Consider the following 3783-nt stretch of genomic DNA (forward strand, 5'->3'; position numbering starts at 1 on the left):
TGATCGCTACCAGGAATCCTGTGGTACTTGTCCCCAACTTCATAGCAACAACAACAGGGACTTATCCCACTGGGTATGGCAACGAAAAGCAAAAGCTTGGAGAAATCTTGACTTAACAATAGTTACACCCAGTTTGTGGTTGGCTAAATGTGTCAGTAGTAGCTCTCTATTTAAAGACCAAAGAGTAGAAGTTATTCCCCATGGTCTGGATATTCAACGATACAAACCTACTGACAAGAAAATAGCCAGAGAAATCCTCAATTTTCCCCAAGATAAACAACTGGTATTATTTGGGTCTGTCAGTCCTACCAGCGACCCTCGCAAAGGATTTCATTTACTACAGCCAGCTTTACAAAGTTTAATTCAGGCAGGATGGCAGGATAAAATTGAGTTAGTGATATTTGGTTCCTCTAAGCAAAAAGAAACAACTCAATTGGGTTTTAAATGTCACTATATGGGATGGCTTAATGATGATATTTCCCTAGCTTTGGTATATACAGCAACAGATGTGTTTGTAGCTCCTTCCGTACAAGAAGTATTTGGACTAACTGTTATGGAAGCGATCGCCTGTGGTACACCTTCTATCGGATTTAATATAGGTGGTATTCCTGACATTATAGATCATCAATCAAATGGGTATTTAGCCAGACCTTTTGAGATAGAAGATTTAGCTCAAGGAATAGCTTGGATATTGGAAAATCCTGAAAGACACAAAAAATTATCTCATAATGGTCGTGGAAAGGTTAAACAAGAATTTACCCAAGAAGTACAAGCACAACGGTATTCATCTCTTTTTGAGGAAATTTTACAAAAATAGAGAAAATAGAGTTATTAATTACCATTGAATAATAAAACATAGCAATTAGCAACTACAAATAAATGCAATATAAATTAATTTATGATATGTATAAATAAAAGATTATTTGCTGGCTCAACTCAGAACAGATTTGTATTATTTTTTGTGGAAATAGCCTCAAATAATGCGTTTATAAAGGTGCAAAAAAATCTCAAAAAATAATCATAAATATTGATAGAGAGGTAAATTACAATGAAAAAACTTTTAGTTGAAAATTTACGTCAAATTAAATCAAATATTGTCAAAAAGACAGAAGTTGGTGCTGCTAAAAAACTAGGAATGATTTCTGCTCAAGAACTTAATGACAAAATTTATGATTCTATTCAAAAGTCTTTTCCTTTTCTAGCAGGAAAAGTCGGTTCAAATGAATTATTAGTATGTCTTTGGCATTTGAAGTGGAGACTTTGGACTCGCTTGGGGATAAAATTATCATGGAATAGGACTCAATACTTAGAAGTAGGAGCCGGAATATTTCCTTGGACACCAGAAAGTTACCACAAATACGCTACTGCTTTTATGACTGCTTTGGGCGATATAGACAATTTAGGAATTTGGCATAATGAAGGAGAAATGAAATTAGTTTCTGCATTTGCCCCTCAAGCTAAAATCGGCTATTTTCATGGATTAGAACCCTATTTAGTTTCTGATAAACCCTGGAGTCAAGCCTTAGAAAATAAGACGGTTTTAGTAGTAACTTCCTTTGCTGAAACACTCACAAAACAAATACCAAAATTATCTAATGTTTGGATAAAATATGAGGATAAAAACGGTCAAACTCTAATACCCAAATCAACAAAATTTACAATAGTAAAATTTCCTTATGGGTTCGATCCAGAGATACAAGAAAAATATGGTTCATGGGAAAATATTCTAGCAACAGTAATGGCTGAAATAAAACAGCAAAATTTTGATATAGCTTTACTTGGATGTGGTGGATATAGCTTACTATTAGGAACCAAAATCAAAAAAATGGGAAAATTAGCAATTCATTTGGGTGGAGCAACTCAAATATTATTTGGAATTAGAGGGTCGAGATGGGAAGAAAAACCCTGGTTTCTAGAAAACATTAATGATTATTGGACTTATCCATTAGCAGAAGATAAGCCAGGCAAAAAAGCAATGGAAAACCGTGCCAGATTAATACATAAACCTAATGATCTTGCCTGTTATTGGTAAGATTTAAGTATAGCGATCGCCTCCTAAAAAAATTACCATTACTGACAAACCAATGGAACTAAAAACCATCGCCGTATTAATGACCTGCTTTAACCGCAAAGAAAAAACTTTAGCAAGTTTAACAGGATTATTTAACCAAAAAATTCCAGAAAATATCCAACTGCAAGTTTATCTAGTAGATGATGGTAGTACCGACGGTACCTCTGAGGCAATTAGTCAAACATATCCTCAAGTTAAAATTATTCCTGGGGATGGAGGACTATTCTGGAATGGGGGTACAAGACTTGCTTTTGCCACAGCACTCCAAGATGACCGAGACTATTATATGTGGCTGAATGATGATACTACTCTCTACCCGGAAGCCATAGAGAAATTACTCTCGACTTTAGACCAAGTTATCAAAACAGGAACAGCAAAGCCTGTAATAGTTGGTTCCACCTGCGACCCAGAAACTGGTAATCTAACTTATGGTGGTATGGTGCGGAGTGCCTGGTGGCATCCTCTCAAATTTAAGTTAATTCAGCCAACACAAGAAACCCAACTTTGTCACACCATGAATGGTAATTCTGTACTTATTCCTAGAGCTACTGCCAAAATTGTCGGAAATTTAGATTCTAATTTTGTTCATAGTACGGGAGATATTGACTATGGTTTACGGGTGAGAAAAGTAGGGGGTTCAGTTTGGTTAACTCCTGGTTATGTAGGGACTTGTACTGTTAATCCTCCAGAAACAGATATTTGGGAAAATCAAAATCTTACCCTTTCCCAACGTTTACAGAAAATTAAACAGCCAAAAGGTTTACCAGTTCAAGAATGGAAAGTATTTACCCAACGTCATGCAGGGTTACTATGGCCGTTGTATTGGGGATTGCCTTATCTAAGGTTGTTAGTGGCGGGTGTATTTGGTGGTAAAATGGGAAGTCGAACTAATAATTAATTAGAGTTTTATTCGTAAAATTCAGTCTAGTCATAAATTAAAATTTTGAAGGTCTTTAAGATGGAAAAAATTAAACTCAATCTGGGATGTGGAAATCAAGTAGTTGTAGACTGGATTAATGTAGACTATTTTATTGGAGCAAGACTGTGAAGAATACCAGGTTTTTCATGGTTGAATAAAAAACTCAGATTATTTGACTTGGAATAGGATGAGAATATATTTCTTTACGATTTAACAATGAAATTTTCTTGGGAAGGAGAGACAGTTAGTATTATCTATAGTTCTCATACTATGGAACACTTTGATAAAGAACAAAAAGAATTTTAATTTAGTTTGTTTCGGCGGGGGTTATTTATCAAAAGCAGAATTAAAATTAATTCAGGAGTTAGGATTATCTCCAGAAAAAATATTTCAAGTTAGTGGTAACGATACAACCCTAGCAAATTTTGATCGCAGTGCATCTATATTTGTTTACCCTTCACTTTATGAAGGTTTTGGCATTCCTCTTTTAGAAGCAATGTCTCTTGATTGTCCGATCGCCTGTAGTAATACCAGTTCCCTGCCAGAAGTAGTGGATAATGCTGCTGAATTTTTCGATCCAGAGCAACCAGAAAGTATGACTAATGCTATGGAAAATGTCTTATTTTCATCAGACAAATCTACAGAATTAGTCAAACAAGCTCGTGAACAACTCAAAAATTTTTCTTGGGAAAAAGCTACTAAAGAAACCAAGAAAGTTTATTTATCTTTAACTCTAAATCAAATTAATTACACCATGAACAATTTACCAAGTAAAGTTATACAAAATCCCAAA

The 3783-nt window shown here is 34.8% G+C and carries 4 protein-coding genes; all 4 read left to right on the plus strand.

What is annotated here, in order from left to right:
- The coding region (locus F6K22_RS35185) for a glycosyltransferase (RefSeq protein WP_293109148.1) at nucleotides 1-817 on the plus strand (817 nt) is incomplete at its 5' end.
- Between the two features lie 231 nt (nucleotides 818-1048).
- Nucleotides 1049-2032, plus strand: coding sequence for a hypothetical protein (locus F6K22_RS35190; RefSeq protein WP_293109150.1), 984 nt, complete (start codon nucleotides 1049-1051; stop codon nucleotides 2030-2032).
- 52 nt (nucleotides 2033-2084) lie between these two features.
- Nucleotides 2085-2969, plus strand: coding sequence for a glycosyltransferase family 2 protein (locus F6K22_RS35195; RefSeq protein WP_293109152.1), 885 nt, complete (start codon nucleotides 2085-2087; stop codon nucleotides 2967-2969).
- A 301-nt stretch (nucleotides 2970-3270) separates the two neighbouring features.
- On the plus strand, nucleotides 3271-3783 hold a 513-nt coding region (locus F6K22_RS35200), incomplete at its 3' end, for a glycosyltransferase (RefSeq protein WP_293109154.1).

The organism is Okeania sp. SIO2F4 (genome assembly GCF_010672385.1).
GTDB lineage: Bacteria > Cyanobacteriota > Cyanobacteriia > Cyanobacteriales > Microcoleaceae > Trichodesmium.